15 protein-coding genes and 1 pseudogene are annotated in these 19,031 nt (G+C 63.4%); 4 read left to right on the top strand and 12 right to left on the bottom strand.

Annotated features, from left to right (window positions below):
• The coding region (locus tag HP499_RS07795; RefSeq protein WP_172323496.1) for a phosphatase PAP2 family protein at nt 1-378 on the bottom strand (378 nt) is incomplete at its 3' end.
• Between the two features lie 77 nt (nt 379-455).
• Here HP499_RS07795 and HP499_RS07790 point away from each other — a divergent pair.
• Nucleotides 456-1,160, top strand: a complete 705-nt coding sequence (locus tag HP499_RS07790) for a phosphatase PAP2 family protein (RefSeq protein WP_172323494.1) — start codon at nt 456-458, stop codon at nt 1,158-1,160.
• Here HP499_RS07790 and HP499_RS07785 read toward each other — a convergent pair.
• The 8 genes from HP499_RS07785 to HP499_RS07750 form a co-directional block, all read right to left on the bottom strand.
• Entirely contained in the window at nt 1,105-2,292 is a 1,188-nt protein-coding gene (locus HP499_RS07785) for an MFS transporter (protein ID WP_172323492.1), read from the bottom strand. The genes HP499_RS07790 and HP499_RS07785 overlap by 56 nt on opposite strands.
• Nucleotides 2,289-3,056, bottom strand: a complete 768-nt coding sequence (locus HP499_RS07780) for a DeoR/GlpR family DNA-binding transcription regulator (protein ID WP_172323490.1) — start codon at nt 3,054-3,056, stop codon at nt 2,289-2,291. Before HP499_RS07780 ends, HP499_RS07785 begins: the two co-directional genes overlap by 4 nt.
• A gap of 149 nt (nt 3,057-3,205) precedes the next feature.
• On the bottom strand, nt 3,206-4,888 hold the full coding sequence (locus tag HP499_RS07775; protein WP_089597051.1) for an ABC-F family ATP-binding cassette domain-containing protein: 1,683 nt from the start codon (nt 4,886-4,888) through the stop codon (nt 3,206-3,208).
• An 86-nt stretch (nt 4,889-4,974) separates the two neighbouring features.
• The gene (locus HP499_RS07770) at nt 4,975-6,231 is read right to left on the bottom strand and encodes an FAD-dependent oxidoreductase (protein ID WP_172323488.1); all 1,257 of its coding nucleotides are present in this window, start codon (nt 6,229-6,231) and stop codon (nt 4,975-4,977) included.
• A gap of 14 nt (nt 6,232-6,245) precedes the next feature.
• Nucleotides 6,246-8,234 (bottom strand): penicillin-binding transpeptidase domain-containing protein, encoded by a 1,989-nt coding sequence (locus tag HP499_RS07765; RefSeq protein ID WP_172323487.1) that lies wholly within the window; start codon nt 8,232-8,234, stop codon nt 6,246-6,248.
• A 105-nt stretch (nt 8,235-8,339) separates the two neighbouring features.
• Nucleotides 8,340-12,215 (bottom strand): NPCBM/NEW2 domain-containing protein, encoded by a 3,876-nt coding sequence (locus tag HP499_RS07760; RefSeq protein ID WP_253951459.1) that lies wholly within the window; start codon nt 12,213-12,215, stop codon nt 8,340-8,342.
• Nucleotides 12,216-12,305: 90 nt separating this feature from the next.
• Nucleotides 12,306-12,962, bottom strand: a complete 657-nt coding sequence (locus tag HP499_RS07755; protein ID WP_172323485.1) for a response regulator — start codon at nt 12,960-12,962, stop codon at nt 12,306-12,308.
• Entirely contained in the window at nt 12,959-14,236 is a 1,278-nt protein-coding gene (locus HP499_RS07750; protein ID WP_172323483.1) for a sensor histidine kinase, read from the bottom strand. Before HP499_RS07750 ends, HP499_RS07755 begins: the two co-directional genes overlap by 4 nt.
• 194 nt (nt 14,237-14,430) lie before the next feature.
• On the opposite strand from HP499_RS07750, the gene HP499_RS07745 reads away from it, so the two are divergent.
• Complete coding sequence (locus HP499_RS07745) at nt 14,431-15,510, top strand: ABC transporter permease (protein ID WP_172323481.1); 1,080 nt, start codon at nt 14,431-14,433, stop codon at nt 15,508-15,510.
• A 24-nt stretch (nt 15,511-15,534) separates the two neighbouring features.
• Nucleotides 15,535-16,236, top strand: coding sequence for an ABC transporter ATP-binding protein (locus HP499_RS07740; RefSeq protein ID WP_172323480.1), 702 nt, complete (start codon nt 15,535-15,537; stop codon nt 16,234-16,236).
• A gap of 48 nt (nt 16,237-16,284) precedes the next feature.
• Here the strand turns inward: HP499_RS07740 and HP499_RS07735 are convergent, their stop codons facing one another.
• The gene (locus HP499_RS07735; protein WP_172323478.1) at nt 16,285-16,683 is read right to left on the bottom strand and encodes a winged helix-turn-helix transcriptional regulator; all 399 of its coding nucleotides are present in this window, start codon (nt 16,681-16,683) and stop codon (nt 16,285-16,287) included.
• Between the two features lie 83 nt (nt 16,684-16,766).
• Between HP499_RS07735 and HP499_RS07730 the strand changes: the two genes are divergently transcribed.
• Nucleotides 16,767-17,372: an NAD(P)-dependent oxidoreductase gene (locus HP499_RS07730; protein ID WP_172323476.1), complete on the top strand. Its 606-nt coding sequence runs from the start codon at nt 16,767-16,769 to the stop codon at nt 17,370-17,372.
• A 7-nt stretch (nt 17,373-17,379) separates the two neighbouring features.
• Here the strand turns inward: HP499_RS07730 and HP499_RS07725 are convergent, their stop codons facing one another.
• Nucleotides 17,380-18,825: an NAD(P)/FAD-dependent oxidoreductase gene (locus HP499_RS07725; RefSeq protein ID WP_172323474.1), complete on the bottom strand. Its 1,446-nt coding sequence runs from the start codon at nt 18,823-18,825 to the stop codon at nt 17,380-17,382.
• A gap of 6 nt (nt 18,826-18,831) precedes the next feature.
• Nucleotides 18,832-19,031 (bottom strand): annotated as a pseudogene (locus HP499_RS07720) (hypothetical protein); the annotation flags it as partial.

The following is a 19,031-nucleotide window of genomic DNA, read 5'->3' as shown; positions in this document are numbered from 1 at the left end:
CACGGCGAATGCCACCGCAGAGGCAGAATGGCCGGAGGGCATGGAAGAACTGGTGGGTTGCGGATTCACAAAGCGGAAAATCGGAAGGTGCTCCGGCAGCGGGCGGGTCCTCGGGAGCGCCTTCTTGAAAATGAGGTTGGTGACGCCCGACGCGACGCCAAGGGCAAGGAGTCCGTGGAGGGCTGCCCTGCGCGGCTTCCCGGGGAATGTGGCCATGACGCCGGCAATCCCGAACCAGAGCTTTCCTTTGGTGGCTGCGGATGAGAGCCGCCGGAAGAAGGCATCGTGGTCGCCTTGGGGCTGCCGGGAGACAACCCGGACCAGGAAGTGGTCGAATCTCGCAACTCGTTTGGGGCCCTTGGCCACGAAGCCTCGCATTACTTCACAGTAATGCCTGCGCACCCCGGCCAAGGGGGCTGCCCACGTCTTCCAGCCGCCGTGGCTACGATGAATGGATGATTCGTGTCCTGCTTCCGCGTCAACAGCCCGGGTGGCAGCTGGTTCTCCCGGGCGTGCTGCTTCTGTGTGCCTTCACGGTGCCCGGCATCATGATCCTTGCCGGACAGGGCGAACCTGCGTTCAACAGCGTCGACACCACGTGGCAGGCCTTGACGTTCACTCTGCACTCACCCTTCTGGGATGGCGTTAACGCGGTACTCAACTGGGCCGGCTATGCCGGGATCCTGGTCTTCCATGTGGTGCTCGCCCTCGCGCTCCTGGCCTGGCAACGACCCAAGGGGGCCGTCTTCGCAGCGACCTCCGGGGTGACAGCCTTGGCGATGACACAGCTGGCCAAGGCAGTGGTGGGCCGGGACCGACCCCAAGGGGCCCGGGTCCTGAGCGATACCGGCTCATACCCCTCCGGGCATGTATCGGCCACCACTGCGTTCCTCCTGGTGCTGGCCATCCTCGTCGGCCGCTGGTGGATGACGTTGCTGGCCGCCCTTGGTGTCATTGCCATGATGATCAGCCGCACCTATCTTTCAGCCCACTGGCTCAGCGATGTCCTCGGCGGCGCCTGCCTGGCTGCCGGCATCGTGCTGCTCTTCTGGTGGCGCTTCCGGGACGTATGCATCAAAGAGAATGAACGGGCTGGCGGCCAGACTATTTGGGCGGCAAGGGCTTCGCGACGCCTGCCAGCAGGAGAGCCAGCAGAATAGGTGCGCCGATGGCCAGCAAAGCCAAGTGGATGCCCGTGTGGTCGCCCAAATAACCCAGGAGGGGTGGTCCCGCAAGGAAGGCGACGTAGCCGATGGTGGAAACCACGGATACCCGGGCGGCGGCATGCTTGGGGTCATCCGCTGCCGCTGACATGCCCATGGGGAAGGCCAGCGCGGCGCCGATACCCCACAAGGCCGCACCAACACCGGCAAGAATCACGTTGCCGGCGAAGACAAACAGCGCCAGGCCGGCTGCGGCTGCTGCCATGCTGGCCCGCAGGACGGCCACGCGGCCAAAGGTATCAATTGCCTTGCCGCCCAGGAACCTCATGATGGTCATCGCCAGGACGAAGAGCGCGAACAGCAGTGCACCGGTTGATTCAGAGGCGCCGAGGCCGTCCACGGCCGCCTTCGCGATCCAATCGTTGCCGGCGCCTTCGGTGAGGGTTGCTCCGAGGACCACGACGCCGATCAGCAGCGTCCTGCCATCCCGCCATGCCGAGGGCCCCTTCGCAACCGGAGCGCCGTCGTCGTGAACTTCTGCTGCCTCATGCGGCAGGAAGAAGCGGGGGACCGTCAGGGCCAGCGCCACGGCAATGGCTGCAATGACCAACAGATGCTCCGGGAGGCCTACGCCCAGCTGCGAGAGACCGGCGCCAATCAAGGCACCCAGGAATGCTCCACCGGAGAACGCTGCATGGAACTGCGGCATGATGGTGCGCTTGAGCCGGTGCTCCACGTCTGCGCCCTCAATGTTCTGGGCCACATCCCACAGACCGATTCCGATGCCGAAGAAGAACAAGGCAATGGCCGTGGCCGGGACGGAGGCGGCCATCAGTGAGAAGGCGATCGCCGCGCCCGCGGCTCCCGCCACGATGCCTGCCACTCGGACCGTATTCGCGGTGCCGATCCTGCCTACTACCCAGCCCGCCGACGGCAACGCCAGCAAAGACCCGACGGCGGTGCAGAGCAGCAGGGTGCCCATCTGGCCGGAGGTGAGGCTGAGTGCCTCCGTGACTGCCGGAATGCGTGCGGCCCAGCTGGCAAAGACCAACCCGTTCATGCCGAAGATCAGGAACGTCGCCACCGCAGCGGCGTTGACGTTGGTGGTGCTTCTGGTGCTGGTGGTCATGCAATCACAACTTCCACGGAGAGTTTGTTGAGCCGGGCAAGATCTTCGGGGGACGGTTTTTGGTCGGTCACAATGACGTCCACGGCGTCCATTGCGGCAACCAAGGCCACCGCGCTGGCATTCCATTTGCTGCCCGCGGAGGCCACAATCACTCGCGCCGCCGATTCCAGGCCGGCTCGTTTCACCGCCGCATCGTCAAGGTCGTGGGCCAGCAGGCCGTCTTTGAGGTTGAGTGCGCAGGGGGTCACGACGGCGGTGTCGAACCTGAGCGAGCGGATGTTGGCTTCGGTCATGGGGCCCCGGAAAGACTGCTCGCCGGGGATGAGGCTGCCGCCGGGGAGGATGAGCTGGGGTGCCCGGCCGTCCTTGGTGCGCGTCAGGGCTTCAACGCCGTGAAGCGACATAGGCATCACAGTGAGTTCCCGCGTTCCCAGCCGGCGCGCGATCTCCGTGGCGGTGGATCCGCTGTCCAGCCACACGTGCTCGCGGTCCTTAAGGAGGCTGTCAACGGCAGTGGCGATGCGTGTTTTAGCTTCGTGGTCTTCCAGTTCCCGTTGGCCATAACCCGGGTTGTCTCCACGCGCCAGCAGGCTGCGCGCACCACCATGGATGCGCTTGAGAACTCCGTTGGCTGCGAGGATCTCCAGGTCGCGGCGGATGGTTGCGCCCGAGGCCCCCGTGGCGTCCACCAGTTCATCCACGGTGGCTTGTTCGCGGGTGCGCAGCAGCTCGCCAATGAGCCGGTGTCGGTCAGCAGTTCCCATGCTTCAACCGTAACAAGCTTTGCGCATTTAATCACTCCAGGTGATCATCTGCGCATCCGATCCTCTCTCACATCCCATGGCTTAAAGCGAAACGCTCTTGCAGCAGGTGCAAGAGCGTTCGCGGAAGACCAACGGGATGTGCCAGAGCGTCAGCGGGCGCGCTCTACGCGCTTCTCATCCCAAACAGGTTCCTCGGATTCGTACACCTTGCCGTCGGAGCCGAAGATCATGAACCGGTCAAAGGACTTGGCGAACCAACGGTCGTGCGTGACCGCAAGGACGGTACCTTCGAAAGAGTCGATGGCACGCTCCAAGGCCTCACCGGAGTGCAGGTCCAGGTTGTCGGTTGGCTCGTCCAGCAACAACAGGGTGGCACCGGAAAGCTGCAGCAGCAGGATCTGGAAGCGGGCCTGTTGGCCACCGGACAAGGACTCGTACTTCTGCTCGGACTGACCAGCCAAGCCGTACGAATCCAGGGCACCGGCCGCGGCTTCGCGGGCGAGTCCGGAACGGTGCTCATCACCGCGATGCAGGATCTCCAGCAGTGTCCTGCCCAGCAGATCAGGCCGGACATGGGTCTGCGCGAAGAACCCGGGCCGGATGCGGGCGCCCAGCTTCACGGTTCCTTCGTGCGGCACTTCAGCAATAACGACGTCGGACACGGGCAAGTGCTCACGCTCCGGATCGGTGCCACCGGTGGCAAGGAGCCGCAGGAAGTGGCTCTTGCCCGAGCCGTTGGATCCAAGCACGCCCACGCGGTCCCCGAACCAGATCTCCGTGGAGAACGGCTTCATGAGTCCGGTCAGTTCGAGCTTTTCGGCCACGACTGCGCGTTTGGCTGTGCGCCCGCCCTTGAGCCGCATCTTCACGTTCTGCTCGATCGGCAATGCCTCGGGCGGGCCGGCCTCCAGGAACTTGGCGAGGCGGGTTTGCGCAGCTTGGTACCGGTTGGCCATATCGGAACGGAACGCAGCTTTGTTCTTGTACATATTGACGAGTTCTTTGAGCTTCACGTGCTCCTCGTCCCAGCGCTTGCGGAGTTCCTCGAACCGGGCGTTACGGTCCGCACGTGCCTCGACGTAGGATCCGAAGCCTCCGCCGTGGATCCAGGCGGAGGCGCCGTTGATGCCGGGCTCGAGCGTGACGATGCGGCCGGCGGCGTTATTGAGCAGTTCACGGTCGTGGCTGATGAACAGCACTGTCTTCTTTGACTCGTTGAGCTTGCCCTCCAGCCAACGCTTGCCGGGGACGTCAAGGTAGTTGTCCGGTTCGTCGAGGAGCAGGAGCTCGTCCGGGCCGGCAAACAGCGCTTCGAGCACCAAACGCTTCTGCTCGCCACCTGAAAGCGTCGATGCACGGCGGAATTGGGCTTTGTCGAAGGAAATCCCCAAGGCAGCCATGCACACTTCGTCCCAGACGGTCTCGACGTCGTACCCGCCGGCATCTCCCCAGTCCACGATCGCCTGGGCATACTTCATCTGGGTGGGCTCGTCGTCGTGCTCCATCATGGCCAGCTCTGCGTCCTCAACCGCCTTGGCGGCAGCTGCGAGGCCGGCCTGGGCAGTGGAAACCAGGAGGTCGCGCACCGTGGATTCGTCCCGGACCTGGCCAACAAACTGGCGCATGATGCCCATGTTCCCTGATCGGCCCACAACGCCTTCGTCCGGAGTGAGGTCGCCGGAGATGATTTTGAACAGCGTGGTCTTACCGGTTCCGTTCGGGCCAATCAGCGCAGTCTTAGTGCCGTCGGGGACCTTGAAGGTCACGCCGTTGAGCAGCTGGGTGCCGTCGGAGAGGAAGTAGTCGATGCCGGAAACGTCAATATGGGCCACGTTTCAATCCTCCCACGGCAAGGTATTAATGCTCGACGGCGCCCGCAGGCAGCGCTCGACGCCGGACGCCGGGGGCTCCAGCACGGCTAGGGTTTCCTCCGGGCAAACTCCGGCGCATGCTCGGGGCGAGGGCCGAAGGCGATCATTCGAGCGGGAAGCTTCCCGAACCATGGGAAGTTGCCCACCACAAAAAGCAGCGGCTTGGGAGGTTTCGGCTGCTTACCCGCCATGACCTGCGCGAACACCACCCGGTGCAGCACCCGTTGGAAGGACTGGATCAACACCGTGGGAAGCCAACGCCGCTTCTGGACCGCAGCGAGGTGGCCGTCGTCGAGCGTTTCCCTCAGCAACGGCGAGGCCAGCACCCGCGCCGCGGCCACCGCATCCTGCACAGCAAGGTTGATTCCCACCCCGCCGGCAGGGGACATTGCGTGGGCGGCATCCCCAATGAGCAGGAGCCCTGGCTTGTGCCACCGTGACAATCTGTTGAGTTTCACGTCCAAGAGGTGGAGATCGTCCATGGACCCGATGGTGTCCACCCGGTCAGCGAAGTCCGGCCGCAAACGGGCTACCTTGCCTCGGAACGCTTCCACGCCGTCAGCCCGCAGTTGGGGATCCGAGCCCTTAGCTGCCAGGTACGCGATCTGGTGATAATCCTTGCGGGTCAAGCTCAGCAGGACGTCCGAGCTGCCGAAGCGGGGTGCAATGGAGGCCACCGGTTCGTCCTCGCTTGGATTGCGCGGGATCCTGAACCACCACGTATCAAACGGCACAGGGAACTCCCGCGGCACCAGGCCGGCCTTTTTGCGGAGGACTGAACCGCGCCCGTCGCAGGCCACCGTCAGCGGTGCCCGCAGCTCTCCGTGTCCCACCAGCGCACCTGTCTGCGGATCACGGGTTCCATACCTCACTCCAACTACCGCGCCCGAAGCATCCGTCAACAGGTCAGTTGCTTCGGTATTCATCAGCAGGGTGAAGGTTGGTTCCTCGCGTGCCGCTTCCACCAGGAAGTTCAGCAGATCCCATTGCGGGACCATTGCCACATAGTTGTACGGGGCCTTGAGTCGCCCAAAATCGGCGAGGACCACGGAATCGCCTGCTCCAGCGGGTAGCCGGAAGTTGCCCAATTTGCTCTGGGGAAGGGCTCGAAAACCCGCACCCAGGCCCAGCTCGTCCAGGAGGCGGATCGTCGAGGCGTGCACAGTATCGCCCCGGAAATCGCGCAGGAAGTCGGCGTGCTTCTCCAACACGGTGACCTCCACGCCGGCGCGGGCAAGCAGCAGTCCCAGGACTATTCCAGCGGGCCCTCCGCCCGCCACTACACACTGGGTATCTGCTGCCATGATCAGCCTCCGATTCAGCCTGCCGCGGTGAGGAACGACTTCAGCAACGGCCCGCTGGTGGTGGCACCCAGCCCGCCCTCTTCAACAAACACTGCCACGGCCAGGTCTCCGTGCGTCGCAACAATCCAGGCGTGGGTCTTGGGCGGGTTCTCGTTGCCGAATTCCGCGGTACCCGTCTTTGCGCCTACCGGAGCGCCTGGAACCTCAGCCAGGAACCCCGCATGTCCGGACGTCACCACGGCACGCATCATGTCGGCCAGGGAGGCGGCCTCTGCCTGGGTAATGGGCTGGGTGGAGGCAGGTGCAGCGGTTGCCGTAGTAGAGGCGGACGACGACGGCGCGGAGCCGCTTTCCGTGGGGGCAGCAGTGGCGCCGGGGTCCTGCGCGGCGTCGGCGTTCAGCACGAGCTGCGGTGAAACCGGGGCCCCCTTGGCCACGGAAGCGGCCATGACGGCTGCCGAGAGCGGCGAGAAGAGGACTTTGCCCTGGCCGATCATGGACGCAGCGTGTTCCGTTCCTTCAGCGGCGCCTGGAACGGAACCGAGGAACGCGTCGGCGCCCAGCTTGGGTGCTTCAACGGCCACACCCAAAGCCTGTGCCGCTGATTCGAGCTGATCCTGGCTGACAGTTTCGCGGGCATTGATGAAGGCAGTGTTGCAGGAGTGTGCAAACGCGTCCCGCAACGCGACGGAGCCGAGCGAGGTTTCGGGATAGCCCTCGGCATTCTTGAAGGTGCGGCCGTCCACCGTCAGCGTTGAGGGGCATTCCACCTTGGAGTCCGGGGTGGCGCCGTTGCGGAACATCGCCAACGAATCAACAATTTTGAACGTGGAACCGGGTGCGTACTGGCCCAGGAGCGCAGTGTTATAGCCGTTGCTTCCCGGTCCGGATGCTGCGGCGAGAACGGCGCCGGTAGAGGGCCTGAGGGCCACAATGGCTGACGCCGGCTCGATTCCCGCCAGCGTTTGCTCGGCCAACTGCTGAAGCTTCAGGTCAAGGGTGGTCTTAAGGGTGGTGCCGGGAGCGGGAAGGGATGAGAAGAACACCTTGGTGCCGGGGGTTTCACCTTCGGCTTTCTCAGCCGGGGTGGCCACCACTTCCACGCCGTCCTTGCCACGCAGCAAGGCATCGTACTTCTGCTGCAGGCCGCCGGTTCCGGTGGTGTCTCCGGGGCGCAAGGCACCGTTGGATTTCTCGATCTGTTCTGCGCTGGCTTGTCCCACACTGCCCAGCAGGGCCCGGGCAAAGGTCCTTGTGGGGGCCAGGGCCATGGAGTCCAGGATGCTGACGCCACCGGGAATGGCCTTGATCCTGGCCTCGGTGATCTCGGCGGTGTAGGCACGGAGGACGAGGCCCTCCACGAAGGCCTGCGGGCCGGAGGCTGCAACTTGCTTGGCATACTCTTCGGCATCCACGCCGAGCAGCGCCGCCATGGCGCGAGCCGAGGCGTCAGCTTGTTCAGCGGGAACCTTGGTTTTGTCGATGCCCACCCGGAACACGGGCCGGTCCTCGACAATCGGGGCATCCCCGGCGCCCAGGATCTGGCCGCGCTGTGCGGGAACCGTCTTGACGGACAACGTTTCGCCTTCGGAAAGCTCCGGTGCCAGCAACGCCGGGCTCCACTGGACAGCCCATTTGTCGCCGGATTTCTTCAGCGTGGCCTCGGAGCTGTATTCCCACTTGGCAGAGCCGATGTTCCAGCTGTAGTTAAGGGGAAAAGTGGCGGTGTCGCCGTCGAGTTTTACGTCCCCGGAAGCAACCGAGGGGTTGGCGTCCAGGCCTGCGAACACGGCCTTCAGTTCATCGTTGGCCGCGGCAGCGTCCTTGCCCTCAACGGCAATCGATCCGACGTCGAGCGCTGACAGGGAGGAGGCAAGCTGCTTGGCAGCACCCTCCGCACCGGCGCGGCCGTCATCGCACGCGGCCAGTGAACCAGCCGTCACCAACGCCACGAGACCAAGAACAAAACCCTGCTGCATTTTCAGTTTCCCCATTTGCGACATTATGCCCCGTTCCCCTGACAGTTTCTTGTTGTGCCCGGGAAGCGGACAGCCGTCGCGTGCCACCCCAACGTGGGACGGCACGCGACGGCTGCCTGGGACATCACGCTATGGAGCGCACGTGAACTTGGCATCACCCCAGACCCCGTGTGCGCCGTTGATGGAACCGGATGGGTCAACCACCAGTTCCACGTAAGCCACGCCCGTCAGGTCCACGGATACCGATTCGGGAGCGAACCCGGGGGTGTACGTCCGCGACTGGTACTTGTTCACGCCATCGGCATTGACCTTGAAGATGATGTTGCCGCCGAAACCGCTCTCAAGACCCACCTGTGAGGTGAAGGACGAACACTTACCTCCCAGGTAATACGTGATCTTTGAGGCAGCGTGGACCCCCAGGCCCTTGGCGAATACGGGCTGCTGCCCAGTTGCGGGGTCCGTGTAATTGATGGCCAGCGGCTTGTCCGGGGACGACGCCGAATCCTTGTTGGCCACGTTCTTCCCGATCACTCCATAGCCGTTCAGGGCTTGGACCCACGGGGTTTCGGAGGCGTACACAGAGCCGACCGGAACGGCCGGCAAGGGTTGCGAGGTCACTTTCCAATCGAAGAACTTCACCCGGGTGTCAGTTGGCAAAGTCACCGATGCCAGCTCCTTGGTGGGGTTCAACCGGACAGTATTGGAGAACGCCTGGTACTTGTATTGCGTGTACTCCGGTGACGGCCCGTTGGCGTTGTTGCGGCCCTGCTCGGATACGGCCACGACCGCGCCGTTCAGCACGGAGGGCTGCAACCAGTTGGGGAAGAAGATGGACTGTTTCTCCATGCTTCCATCGGCATATGTCAGGGTCAGCGTTGGACTGGTGCCGTTTCCCGCTGCTGCGGATCCGAGGACAGCCAAGTGCGTGCCCTTCCCCTGAACGGCGATGGTTTGCCCCGAGAGTGCCACGGAGTTGGGAACGTCCGGCCCTACTGCCGGCCAGGCGTAGTCCACCTGGGTTGGTTTTCCTGCGTCTACTGTTACCGTGCTGCCCGGGCGGACACCGCCGGTAGGAACCGTAGCGGCAGCCAGTTGCTCAGCCGCGAAGGTGGCCCCTCCGCCGTCGAAGTTTCCGAGTGCTTTACCCGCCACAGTGGTGACGGAAACGGTATTGTAAGCCGCTGCCAAGGAACCGTAGGCGACGTAGATCTGGTTGCCGCCGGTCACCGTTTGGGTGCTTCCGGAAGCAGTGTACGACGCCGAAACCCGCACCGTTTGTTGGCCCGCCTTTGCGCTGGTTCCCGGCTTGATGACGAACGTGGCAGTTGCTGTGGCACCGCCTTCCACAGTGGCTGCTGTGGCTCCGGAGGATGAGACCACGGTCCAGCCCTCGGGCAGCACCGGCGTCAGGACGACGTTCGTTTTGGCCTTGGTTCCGGTGTTCACGAATGCCGCAGTGACCGTGGTTTCCTGGTCTTGGAAGACTTGCCCGCCGGTGGTCACACGGACTTCAGCTGCAGTATCTTCCTGGCTCTTGCCACCCAGCGGGCCCGCCTGCTGAAGCTGCACGGTAGCCGACTGGTTGGAAGCGATGGATCCTGTTTTGACCCGGACGGTGCCGTTGTTGGCTTCATCGAAGAACCAGCCCGTGGTTGCTGCGGCGTAAGCGGCCTGCGTGGAGTGTTGGGCGAGCTTGGTACCGCCAATCTTCACGTCCTTGGGAGCTGCGCCTGCATGGACCTTCAGCTCGTAGGGACGGGCTGGGGCTTTGCCGGTGTAATCCCCCTTTCGCTCACCGATGGAGACCTTCACGCTGCTGTTGCCCGTCCCTGGAGCATCTACGGTGAAGACCTGGCTGGAGGATTTGCCATCCTTGAATTCGCGGGTGACTTTGTCGTCTTCGTAGAGCGTGAATGTGTCCTGCCCCTTGGCGTAGACATCCAACGTGATCATGGAATCCTCGGGAACCAAGGAAGCATTGCGCGCAACAATTCCTTCGGGGATGACAGCACCGGCACGGACGAACACCGGAAGCTTGTCCAGTGGTGCGTTGTAGCCGTTGAGGATCTGGCCGCCCTGGTAGAGCTTGCCCGTCCAGTAGTCCACCCACTGTTGGCCTGCAGGCAGGAAGATTCCGTTGCGGACGTCGGTCTGGGTAAAGACCGGAGCCACCAGGAAATCAGAGCCGAGCATGAACTGGTTATTCGCCTCGGCGCCGTAGGACCACTCCTGGTCAGGGAACTCAAGGGCCATGGAACGCATCATGGAAACGCCGGTGGTGGAGGATTCCTGGGCCAACGTGTAGATGAACGGCATGAGTTGCTGGCGGAGCTGCAGGTACTGGCGGTTGATGGCCGTGGCCTCGTCACCGTAGAGCCATGGCCGCTTGTCAGTAGCTGCCCAGCCGGACATGGAGTACAGCGCAGGTGCGAAGGCCTTCCACTGAAGGTCGCGGACGTAAGACTCTGCTGAGCCACCAAAGATGCCATCAACGTCACCGGTGGTGAATGCCAAACCCGAGTTGCCCGCTCCGGTGAGGGCCGAGACCTGCCAGCGAACGGCGTCGAGGTTTCCTGAATGGTCGCCCGTCCACTGCATGCCGCAGCGCTGGGAACCAGCCCAGCCTTCGACCATCAGCGAGGTGCCCCGCGCATCCGAGTACTGCTCGATTCCGCTGTGCGCGGCCTCGCAGCCGGTGAGCGCCTGGCGGTAGCCTTGGCCCACCCACGCGACGTCCAGCTTGCGCAGCCGGACCCCGGCTTCGCCGACTTCGTACTCCTGGTTGGTCAGGGAGCGCTGCGTCCACAGGCCAACTTTGAGATCGGTTTCTTCCTCAATGTTGGCCACTGTTTCCGGAAGCTGCTGGTATTCGCAGCCGTAGCCGTCGTTGACCAGCATCCAGCCTGCGGGCATGTCGTTCTCAACGAACTTCCGCGCGGTTTTGATGGCGTCCGGCGTGCGCTGCTTGGCGCCGTCGGGGTCGCCGTATCCGGAGGATGAATATCCCGGGTTGGAGCGGTTGTAGCAGTCAGCATCGCCGTATTCCAGTGCGTAGACCGGTGGCATCATCGGTTTGCCGGTCAGGGTGGTGTAGGCGCCCAGGGACTCCTTGTAGTCACCCACGAAGTAGTAGGCGTCAAAGCGCTTTTCCTCATGCGTTGTGGTTGGCTGGCCGCCGAAGTTGTAGGAGCCGCGGGCGAACGTATCGCGGAGGACGCCATAGCCCTTGGAGGACATGTAGTACGGCACGGCGTTGGGGTAGCCGTCATCGTCCCAGTCGAAGTTCTTGGCAATGTTGATCAGTGCGCCGGTGTGGACTGAGCGGCCGTTCTGCATGCCGCCGCCAATAAACTGTTCGCCGTCCTGCTGTGCAAGGTGCTGCGTGGCGGAGTTGGCACCGAAGGTGATGGGCGCGGACTCCTGGAGAACCACCGACCCGTCAGCCCTGAGGACGCGGAGCTGGGTGGTGGCCTTGTTGATCTCCACACTGACCTTGGCGGTCTTGAGCATCAGCCAGTCACCGTCGGTAACTGCCGGGGTGGTGCCGGGAAACTTGTCTTTGCCCACCACAATGTTGGCTGTCCTGGCAGGGTCGCCCTGATCAGTGTTGGCGGGATCAGTGAACGTTCCACTGGGATCGGCTTCCAAGCGGAAATTGTCCTCGTCCAGGAAGGTGACCCGGATGGCACCATTCCCGGCAGATATGTCGACGACGTTGCTGGACTGGGTAAAGCCCGTCACCGCGCCGAGGGGTATTCCGGAAGCGTCAACGGGGACTTCCGGGGTGACGGCTTTGACGGCGGCCGGGTCGCCGGGAGCGGCATTGGCAGCAGCAGCGAAGGACAGTGCGGGAATGGCTCCCGCGAGGAGCAGCGAGGCCAGGCCAAGAGAGGCTGCCTTCCTGGCCAACGAACGTTTTCTGATGTATCCGAAGCTGTTGGGCGCAGCTCCGGACAGACCCAAGGAGGGTGCGGACATGTGGGGCCAACTTTCGACGAGTGACATTTAGTGATCTAACTCATAGCGAAACGTGCACTAATCGTCACTGCAAATGGGCCAAAGGTCAACCGTTTCACCAAAATTACCCGGCCGGACTCAGTGTCCGCGGATGATCCTGCGCTGCGTCGCTACGGCGATGGCGGCCGTGCGGTTATCCACCCCGAGCTTCGAGTAGATATGCAACAAGTGCGTCTTGACCGTGGCCTCGGAAATGAAGAGCTGCCTGGCCATGGCACGGTTGCTCATCCCCGTGGCCAATAGCTCCAGGAGCTGGACTTCCCGGGCACTCAACACGGGAGCGGGATTCCGGATGCGGCCCATAAGACGTGCAGCAACTTCAGGTGCCAGCGCAGTCTGACCGGCAGCCGCAGACAGCACAGCCTGCCGGATCTGCTCGGGCGGAGCGTCCTTCAGCATGTAGCCGCTTGCACCCGCTTCCACTGCCGCAAGGATGTCGGCGTCGGTGTCGTACGTGGTCAGGATCAGCACCGGTGGCGGGGGAGTTCCGGCCTCGCCCGCCTTGATCTTCCCGGTGGCCGTGACCCCGTCCATGCCACCGCCCATCTGCAGGTCCATGAGCACCAGGTCCACCGGCTCACCGAGTGCGTGGAGCTTGCCCAACTCGGCCAGCGCCGCATCGCCGTCGGATGCTTCGGCAACCACCGTAACGCCCGGAAAGTCAGCGAGCATGGCCCGGAGGCCCGCCCTCACCACCGGATGGTCATCCACCAACAAAATCCTGATTTCACTCACGAAGCACCTTCATCCGCCGGCAACGGGACCCTGACGGCCACCACCGTTCCTTCACCCGGTGCCGACTCAATCTCCAGGTTTCCATCCAGCGCGGCCAGCCGTTCCCGCAAACTCATCAGTCCGACGCCGGTGCCGTCCCCACGCGCTGTACCGGCCGCCGTCGACGGCTCAAAACCTACGCCGTCGTCGAAAACGTCCAACATCACCTCAGTACCGGGAAAGGACAAGGTCACGACGGCGGCACGGGCGTGGGCGTGCGCCCACACGTTTGCGAGGGAAGCCTGGGCGGCCCGGAGCAGGGTGGTCTGGTATGCGCTGGGCAACTCAACCGGCGTCCCCACCAGCTCGAAGCGGCATCGGAGGGCAGTTCCCCTGGCGGCGGCTTCGGTCTCGGTCTTTTCGCAGAGCCTGCGCAACGTGTCCACCAAGCCGGACTGCTCCAGGTCCGGCGATCTCAGGCCCCTGACAAAGCTCCGGGCCTCGGCGAGATTGCCGGACGCGGTGTCCTGCACCATCTTCAGCCGCTCTCTGGCTACCAGCGTGTCTCCGTCATCGAGGGCTTTTTCAGCAGACCTGCCCATGAGGACGATGCTGGAGAATCCCTGGGCCAGGGTGTCGTGAATTTCGCGGGCCAGCCGTTCACGCTCAGCCAACATGCCGGCGTCGTGCTGTGTTTGCGCCAGCTCCGCGCGCGTCCGCCGGAGGTCGTCGGCAACGGTTCGCTGGTTCTCGGCTTCGAGGAACAGGGCCCGATAGGCGAGCCCGGTCACCACGGCGAAGACCGCCCCGAACACCGGGCCCAGCACCATGGCGAGCTGCAAGCCGCCGTCGGCCGATTCCCGGCTGTGGAACCACAAGGCACCCACCAGCAGCGCCGTGCTCAGCGCAATGGCAGGAAGGGCAAGACGCCGGGGGAGCAGGTGAAGCTGCAGGAAGAACAGGGGGAAGGCAACCCAAGCGAAGTCGCCGCTGACCAGCAGGAGCAGCAGCCAGAGCAGCATCACCGCCACCAGCCACCAGCGCGCATACGGCGTGGGGTCGAAACGGGAAGCGCCGCCCGCGTGGCGCTTCTCCAGGATGGTCCCTGCGAGATACACCAAGGCCAGCAACACCGATAACCCCAGGCCTGAGGCAACAGCCAACGGTGAAGGTGCATCGGCCGTTCCCACACCTGTCAGCAAACGGACAACCGCCACCAGCAACAGCACCGCAAAGCCCACGTGCAGGCATACGCGCAGCACGCGGAGGATGGTGGCGGCGCCGGTGGACTGCATGCCTCCCAGCGTAGCCCCGGCATTCCCTCGCGTAGCCCGGTTTCCTCGCCGTGACACCGGAATCAACCATTCGGATGATCGTCCCCTCAACCCGTCGTCGGCAGTCAATCCATCCGGCTCCCGATGTGCAGCGGGCCCGTCGGCGGAAGAGTTGATTGTGCCGGGATCAAGCCCGCAACAAGCAAAGGATTCTGATGTTTCTCGCCATCCGCGACCTCCGTTTTGCCAAGGGCCGCTTTGCGCTCATGGGCAGCGTGGTCGCCTTGATCACCTTGCTGCTCGTGATGCTTTCCGGGCTGACGGCGGGCTTGGGCAACCAGTCCACGTCAGCCATTGCGGCGATTCCCGCGCAGCAGATCGTCTTTGGTGCCCCCGCCGGCGGAGAGCCCAAAGCTTCATATACCGAGTCCGAGGTTTCCGCAGCGCAGCTCTTGACGTGGCGCGAACAGCCCGGTGTCACGTCGGCCCAGGCCATGGGAATCAGCCAAACCCGGTTCCAGTCCTTGGACAGCGCCGGCGCCCCGAACGGAACGGCGAACGTCGCTGTGTTTGGCGGTGCACCCGCTCCATCGGCTGTGGAGGAAGGGACCGTAGTGATCGGTGAATCCCTTGCCAAAGATCTGTCCCTCTCCAAAGGGAGCCGTGTCCGTGTGGGCAGCACAGAGCTGACAGTGAGCGATGTTGTGGAGGACCAGTGGTATTCGCACACCGGGGTCATCTGGACCACCCTTGAGTCCTGGCGTACCATCGCCCATGCGGAACCCGGTACAGCTACCGTTCTGGCCATCACGCACGACGCCGGATCCTCCTTGGACGTCGACGCCGCCAACGCGGCGGCCGGGACGGTCAGCACTGATCCAGTGGGCTCTTTCCAGGCCTTGTCCTCGTACAAGAGTGAGAACGGCTCACTGATGCTCATGCAGGCATTTCTCTACGGCATCTCTGCTCTGGTGATTGTTGCCTTCCTGACCGTCTGGACCGTGCAGCGAACCCGCGATATCGCCGTACTCAAAGCCCTGGGCGGATCATCCTCGTACATCCTCAAGGATGCCTTGGCCCAGGCCGCAATTGTCCTGGTCACCGGGGCGGCCTTGGGTGGGGCCATTGGCCTGGTGGCAGGGGTTTTTGCGGCCCAGGCGGCTCCTTTCCTGATCACCCCGTTAACAACACTGCTCCCGGTGGCAGGGGTGGTGTTGCTGGGACTGGCCGGCGCTGTTTTGGCAGTCCGCAAGGTCACCTCCGTTGATCCGCTGCTCGCCCTCGGCGGCAACTAATACATTCCTTGAAAGGAATAAACCATGTCCCTTGCCCTGAACCTCGTCAATGTTTCCTTGGAGTACCCCGATGGCGGCTCCATCCTGAAAGCCTTGGACGCAGTGAATCTCCCGGTCCGCAGGCGTGAGTTCCTCTCCCTGGTGGGTCCGTCCGGATCAGGTAAATCGTCCTTGCTCGCTGTCGCGGCCACCCTGGTCAAAGCATCTGCGGGAACGGTGGTGATTGATGGGCAGGACGTTTCAGTCCTCACCGATGCCCAACGCACAGCACTGCGCCGGGACAAGGTGGGCATCATCTTCCAGCAACCCAACCTGCTTCCCGCGCTGACCGCCGTCGAGCAGTTACTGATCCGTGAGCACCTTCGCGGCAAGTCGCTGAAGGAGGCCCGTCGCAAGGCCGAGGATCTTTTGGACGTTGTAGGTCTGTCCGCGGCCGGGTCCAAGAGGCCACATCAATTGTCCGGCGGGCAACGTCAGAGGGTGAATATTGCCCGGGCCCTCATGGGCAGTCCCAGTGTCCTGCTGGTGGACGAACCAACGGCGGCATTGGATCACGAACGGAGCGAATCGATCGTCCGGCTGCTGAGGCAAGTGACGGATGAGTTCTCCACGGCCACTGTCATGGTCACCCATGACACCGAGTTCCTGCCCATCACGGACGCGGTGGCCACCATGCGCGACGGAAGCATCAGCCCCGCCTTGGTCCCGTCCGCACAGCCCAACTAGGTGACAGTAAACGTCCCAATGGGGCCTCATTGCAGCAAGAGCTGTTACTCAGTTGGGCGAGCCGAGGAGGGCTTCGTCCTGGGCATCGTCGTAGGCGTCCCGCGCTTCAAGGATGGTGGGCACATGGCTCTCGGCCCAGCGACGCAACAGGGTAAGCGGCTGCAGCAAGGACTCGCCCAAGTCCGTCAGCCCATACTCCACCCGCGGCGGCACCTGCGCGTAGACGGTCCGGGTAATCAAGCCGTCACGTTCCAGTGCACGCAGGGTTTGCGTCAGAACCTTCGGAGTGACCACGTTTACCATCTTGCGCAACTCCGAAAAGCGGACAGGGCCGTCGCCCAGTACCTGGATCACCAGTGATGCCCATTTATCGCCGATGCGCTGGAAGACCACCCGCGAGGGGCAGTTCGGGTCCAGGACATTCCCGGCCAGGTCATTAGTATCCACGAGGTAACTCAGTTCCTTTGAAGCTATCAGTATCAAATAGATACTGTTGTCTTATTGCAAGGATACCAACCCCAAGGAGAGCTATGAAAATCGCAGTTTACGGCGCAACGGGCATGGTCGGCAGCCAGATCGTCAACGAGTCCATCACCCGCGGCCACCAGGTCACCGCCATCTCCCGCAAGGGCGCAGAAGTTCCCGGCGCTGCCGCACAGGCCGCGGACCTGGCTGACAGCCAAGCGTTTGCCTCCATTGCAAAAGAGCACGACGTCGTTGTGCTGGCGACGGGTCCCAGCCGCACCGGCGGCGACCATGGAGAATGGCTCGACGCCATGGTGTCTGCCTACAGCAACGCAGAAGGAACGCGCCTCATGATCGTAGGCGGTGCCGGCACCCTGGAAATTGATGGTGTCCGCTTGCTCGATTCCCCGGACTTCCCGGAGGCCTACAAGGCTGAGGCCACCACAGCAGCCAAGGCCCTCGAAGCCGTCAAGCAGACCCCGGAATCCGTGGACTGGACCGTGCTTGCCCCCGCCCCGGTGATCCAGCCCGGCGAACGCACCGGCGAATACACCGTGGGCAAGGACTCACCCGCCGGCAACATCATCTCCACGCAGGACTACGCCGTAGCCATGCTGGACGAGATCGAAACCCCGGCTTACCGCCGCGCGCGCTTCACGGCAGCGAACTAGCCCCTGCCTACAGCCCCAGGGCGAGCCCGGGTACCTGCATTCCGAAGATGTCCTTGAGGGCATGTTTGGCTGCATGGTACCCGGGCATTCCTGTGACACCGGGGCCGGGAGGAGTGGACGATGAGCAGAGATACACCCCTGGCATAGGTGTCCTCCACGGCACGTTGGACACAACCGGCCGCTGCACCAGACCGCGGAGGTCCAGCAGCCCGGCGCTGAAGTCGCCCCCAACATAGTTCTCGTTGTAAGCAGACAGTTCCGCCGCCGTCGTCGTTTGTGAAGCGACCACTACGTCCCTGAACCCCGGGGCGTACCTTTCTATGCGGGCTGTGACGGCTTCCGCCATGTCCGCCGTGGAATTCGCGGGCACATGGCAATAGGACCAGAGGACATGCTTGCCCTCGGGAGCGCGGGTTGAATCCACCACCGACGGTTGGGACACCAGGACGTAGGGCTCAGTGGGGTGCTTTCCCATATCCACCAAGTTCTCGGACTCAGCCATGGCCAGTCGCGATCCACCTACATGGACCGTTCCGGCCTTCGCCAGTCCGGCATCAAGCCAAGGGACCGGAGCTGAAAGGATGAAGTCCACTTTGCACGCTGCATTCCCGAACCGGAATGTTTCCAGCGCCCGCCGGTAGCGGTCCGGGACTTCGGCTCCGCCCAGCCGTGCCAGCGTTGGTGGAGCGACATCCAGCAGGATGGCCTTCGCGGGGCGGATCTGATCCAGGGAGTTGACGCGTTCTCCAACGTGGATGCGTCCACCATGTTCGATCAGATCGTCTGCCATGGCCTTGGCGATGGACATGGAACCGCCCACCGGTATCGCCCAGCCGTCAGCATGGGCCAGGATACTGAGCAAGAGCCCGGCACCCGTTGAACTAAGGGATGGCTGTGAACCAAGGGCGTGCGACATGACGCCCGTCAACAGCGCCGGAGCAGCCGATTCCTGGAAACGGCGGTTCCACAACGGTGTCCCTTGGTCCAATGTGGCCAGCCCGAACATGACAGCCGCCAAGGGGTCCTTTGGAAGACGCAACAGCTGGTTGGAGGTAAAGTCCACCACGCCGTTCGCCCGCTTCACCAATGGCCCCAGGAGCCGCCGGTAAGCGTCACCGTCAACGCCGAGTTCCAGCGCGGTCCGCTCCAAGGACTGGTACGCCAGGGCAGCGCCGCCGGAATCCAGAGGAGTGCCATGCTGGACCTCGGGAATCCGCAGCTCCACACGCCGGGAAAGTTCAAAGGCACGGAAGAACGGCGACGCAAGGGCCATGGGATGGACAGCGGAGCAGACATCGTAGAGATAGCCCGGTTCCATCAGCTGGCTGGTGCGCGAACCGCCTCCAATGGCCTCCGCGGCCTCATACAGTTGGACGTTCAGGCCTGCGCGTGCCATGACTACTGCGGCTGCCAGTCCGTTGGGACCGGCTCCGACGACGGCGACATCACCCATTGCTGTTTACCTCCGTTCGCTGGGCTTCCGGGATTCGGGAACATTGTGGGCGGCGCGCCAAGGCAACAGGGACCGTGAAGGTCGGAAGAGATCAATTCTCAACCAGTCCCGGGCTCCGTCAAAGGGTCCGCCATGGGGGTCGTCCTCGCCGTGGATGCGCAGCGGGTCCTGGGCAGGATCCCAGATCTCCATCACCACCCGGGCCA

The sequence above is a fragment of the Paenarthrobacter sp. CM16 genome (assembly GCF_013179505.1).
GTDB lineage: Bacteria > Actinomycetota > Actinomycetes > Actinomycetales > Micrococcaceae > Arthrobacter.
Note: the sequence above shows the minus strand (reverse complement) of the source record. Positions and strands in the feature narration are given on the sequence as shown.